Below are 4273 nucleotides of genomic sequence, written 5' to 3'. Positions count from 1 at the left end.
CCCGGCCAGCAGGCGCAGCACCGAGCTCTTGCCGCAACCCGAAGGGCCCAGCAGGCTGACAAATTCACCGGGCGCGATGCGCAGGTCCACGCCTTGCAGCGCCAACAGCCCGGTTTCGTAGCGGCGATCAACCGCTTTCAGTTCGATCAATGCAGGAGAGTTCACGGGCGGAACTGTACGCGAGGCGAGCGGCCACCCTGTTTCTGCGCGATGCGCAAGCGGCCCTCGCTCACCTCGAGTCCAGTTTTCCTATCGCCATCGCCGCGCAAGGATTGATCCAAACCTCCGGCCGCAACACCGACCGACGCATCACAGCCAGCACCCAGTTCATGCCGAACCCGAGCACGGACGCAACCGCCGCAGCAAGCGCGCCACGCGCCCAAGGCAGGCCGGCCGCCACACCTTGGACCGCGTCAACAAGCGGACGCATGGGCAGCAATCCGGGCATCAAGCGTGAAGACACGGAATGCGAGCACTTGTTCAGCCCGGCGTACAAATGCCGGATTTGTGACTTATCTCGCCGCCAAATGCAGACGTTCGGATCTCGCCAAGAATGGACACACGCTAGAATGGCATAAATATTGCAAAGAGTTGGCGCTGCCTGCCCGAATAAGGGGCACCACTGCCAGTAGAAACATCTCATGTTGAACATCGCGCAACTCCCTGACTTCACATTCATCGACTCCAAAGGACAATCTGAGACGCTACGCTTGTGCGAAGCAGGAAACGAAATTGCGCGTCGTCAACAGTTGATGATGGCAATGGCGGCACCTGGAGCCGTCGTTGGACTGTTGCATCAATCCGGCCCCGCATTGGTACTGGACTGGCTGGCGGCTTTGGCCGCAGGTTTTAAGCCATTGATGATGCAGTATCCCACCAAGAAGCAAAGCTTTCAGTATTGGTCGGAATCGGTCAGCAACACCATGGCTCTGGCAGAAGTGTCACTCCTGCTGGTGGATACGCATTGCGGTGGCCTACTGGAAAATTCGTCAGTTTCCACGCTGTGCATCCCCGACCCGGGAATCGATCATCAAACGGCAGCACCCATTGAGGTCATCGAGCAATTCTCCATTCTTCAGCTGTCATCGGGAACGACGGGCCATCGCAAAGCCATGGAGTTCACCTCCCAGAATTTGCACAAGCATGTCCACGACTACAACGAAGATTTAAGGCTCATGCCGGAGAGCGACGTGATCGTAAGCTGGCTGCCTCTCTATCACGACATGGGTTATGTGGCCTGCTTTGTCATGCCACTGCTGTTGAAAATACCTGTTGTGATGATGGACCCCATGATCTGGGTCGCCAACCCTGTCATGTTGTTCGATGCGATTGAGAACCACCATGGCACCATTTGCTACATGCCCAATTTTGGGTATGAAATCATGTCGAAGGCGACACCGCGCAACCTGCCTTCCATGAAGCGATGGGTCTCATGCTCTGAGCCGGTGTCTCCTGAGACCTGCCGGAAATTTGTCGCTCATTTGAATATTCCTGAAACCCTGATCTCCCCGTGCTACGCCATGGCAGAGAACATTTTTGCAGTGGCTTTGGGCAGAGGAATCTCAACGCTCAAGATTGGCGCAACCGAAGTGATCAGTTGCGGGCCGACCATCAGCGGCGTAAAAATCAAGCTAGTAGACGGCGAGGTGTATGTCAAGAGCCCCACCTCCCTCATCAACTATGTGGGGACAAGCGATATCCGAGATGAAGACGGCTACTATCCGACCGGAGACCTCGGCGTCATGCAGTCGGGGCAGGTGTACATCACCGGCCGAAAAGGAGACCTGCTGATACAGGCAGGCAAAAAGTTCATGCTGTCTGACATTGATCTGGCGGTCAACCGGCTTGATCCCTCGATCAAAGGCCGCTCCGCAGCAATTCAAATACCGGACCCACGCCTGGGAACTCAAAAGGCTTGCATTCTGGTGGAAGACAGCAGGTTTTTCCAGAAAAGCAATGGAAAAGAACTGGCTGAAGGCATCAAAGATATTCTGGGATTGGAGCAGGTGGAAGTACGGCACGTGCCACCTCGCTTCCTCACCAAGACTTCATCCGGAAAGTTCAACCGCAAGAAGTGCGCACAGCATTGGCTGCAAGTGGAACAGGCACGTGCGCAGGCATCTGCAGAGAATGGAGGCGACGCCACCGAAGAACTGCGCAAGACCTTTCCGTCAGTGGATTGGGATTTACCCTGCGTCGAGGTTTTGGACTCGCTCTCCATCACGGTGCTTAGACTGATCATTTCTGACGCCAATATCGCTTTCCATAGGGAATGGAGCCTGAACCGATACGTTCAGGCCTTGGGCAAAGAAGGCAAAACGCGAGATGACGACCATTCTCAGCAAGAATTTCGAATCGTCTCGCTGGCTGATTCGGGCGTCATCAAGAGCATCACCGAGGCTCATCTGGAAGAGCTTTCCCGCCGCCTGGGGCTGCGCGTGACCTTTGAGCATGTTTGCCTGCCGCCATCGCCCATCATCCTGTCGGATCTGATATTTCAAGAATATTTCATGCCGCGCGCGAACTCGGAGCATTTCTCTGTCATCAATCGGCACCTGAACAAACTAAGAAACGCTTCCGTGATCGTGGTAGACGACACGGCCGAGTTATTCTATCCACCGACCCAGGTCTATACTGTCCTCTCGCACAATTTCGAGCGAGATGCCAAGGCGGATTTGGTGACGACCAGATGGCAACGCTATCCTGAAAACCATCATCTTCTGCCGCTCACCATCGCCTCAGGGTGTGACATTCCATTCAACCACTACAACAACACCCAAAGCCTGCTGTCCGAGTATTTGAATACGCCCATCTTCAGGATTTGCCAGATCCCCGAGTTTTCGGAATTCACCGGCGATTGGGATTACAAGATTGAGACTGGAAAAGAAACCTTGCGGGGTGACTTGTCAGTCGATCCGGATGTTTTCGTCGACCACATTGAGTCTCTTCTAAAAAGGCAGGGGCAATCGGTTAGAAGATTTCCAATCAGTCAACGGAACCAGCTTGATGTGGTTGATTTGGCTCATTATTGCTCCCACTACGCCAGCAAGGAGTCGATTGACAAGCTGATATCCACATATTCTCGCTTCTGCATTGTGGGAAAAACAGCAAGCGCTCCTTACATTCGGAAAAAGATCGAGCTGGAGAATAAATCCTACATCTATGCACCCAGCTACGCTCCAGAAGTGATTGGACCGTTGAAGGATCAATTCGACTGCGCACTTTCCGTGGGAGCGATGGGCGGATTCAAGGTAGATGTGCCGATTGCGGGCATCATGAGAACTGGATCACGCTGGAACACCCTGAACTTGTCGGATCCCAATCTGGCCAATCTCAAATACTCCGAAACTGCCGGCGCCTCACCGCCGAGCGGTTCAGATTGGTTCTATGATTTCAAGCCTGAGCGCCGTGCAACGCTGTCCAAGGTCAAGGTTGCCCGCGAGAACAGGAACGACTACACGCGGGAATTGAAGGTGAAGCGTGAACTGGAAAAGAAAATGCGCGATGAAGCCAAGGCGGTGAATCAGCTCAAACGCGCGGCACGGCTGGCAAAGTAACTGCATACATTGCAAGTCTGATTGCATCTGCGAAAGCGGGTCTCGCGGAAGTGCCCAGCTTTCTTCAAAGCGACGGCGCCCCGCTTCTTGTCAGCACCCGTCCCGCAGCGCCGCAAACAGAATCTCTCAACACTTCTGCCAGCGGCAAACCCTGCCGGCATTGCCAGTACAAGGGCACGTCCAGACTGCGCCCAGGCAGCAGTTCCACCAGCTCGCTGCGAGCCAGCAAACCGGCCACCAGCGGCTCGGGGTTCATGCCCCAGCCCAATCCCGCAACACTCGCATCGACAAAGGCCTGCGTAGATGGCAACCAGTGCGTGGGCACCGGCGGCGAGGCGCCAAAAGCGAGCTGCATCCAGCTGTCCTGCAGCCGGTCGCGGCGGCTGAAGATCAGGCAAGGCGCGGCGGCCAGCGACTGCGGGTTCACGCCTTCTGCGAAGAATCGCGCCACGTAGGCCGGGCTGGCCGTCGCCCGGTAGCGCAAGCTGCCCAGCGGCACGCTGCGGCAGCCTGGCACCGGCGCTGCCAGTGCAGTGACGGCTGCCACCACCTCGCCCGAACGCAAGCGCTCGGCGGTGTGGTCCTGGTCTTCAAGGCTGATGTCGAACAGCACCGGCTGAGACGAAGCCAGCGCGGCTGCAGCGTCGACAAACCAGGTCGCCAGGCTGTCGGCGTTGACGGCCACCGGCAGCGTGACCCGCGCCGTTGGCGCAGCA

General features: G+C 56.3%; 3 protein-coding genes. 1 reads left to right on the top strand and 2 read right to left on the bottom strand.

The window, feature by feature from the left end; translation table 11 throughout:
* Positions 1–90: ATP-binding cassette domain-containing protein (locus FKP22_RS34395; RefSeq protein WP_310733358.1), on the bottom strand; the 90-nt coding region annotated here is incomplete at its 3' end.
* A gap of 551 nt (positions 91–641) precedes the next feature.
* Between FKP22_RS34395 and FKP22_RS22645 the strand changes: the two genes are divergently transcribed.
* On the top strand, positions 642–3557 hold the full coding sequence (locus tag FKP22_RS22645) for an AMP-binding protein (protein WP_141289942.1): 2916 nt from the start codon (positions 642–644) through the stop codon (positions 3555–3557).
* A 64-nt stretch (positions 3558–3621) separates the two neighbouring features.
* On the opposite strand, the gene FKP22_RS22640 is transcribed toward FKP22_RS22645, so the two are convergent.
* Positions 3622–4273 (bottom strand): ArgP/LysG family DNA-binding transcriptional regulator (locus tag FKP22_RS22640; protein ID WP_141289941.1); only part of this gene is annotated, 652 nt, incomplete at its 5' end.

Origin of the sequence: Ideonella azotifigens, from assembly GCF_006519715.1 — a bacterium.
GTDB lineage: Bacteria > Pseudomonadota > Gammaproteobacteria > Burkholderiales > Burkholderiaceae_C > Ideonella > Ideonella azotifigens.
The sequence above is the reverse complement of the archived record's forward strand: the minus strand, read 5'-3'. Positions and strand labels throughout refer to the sequence as shown.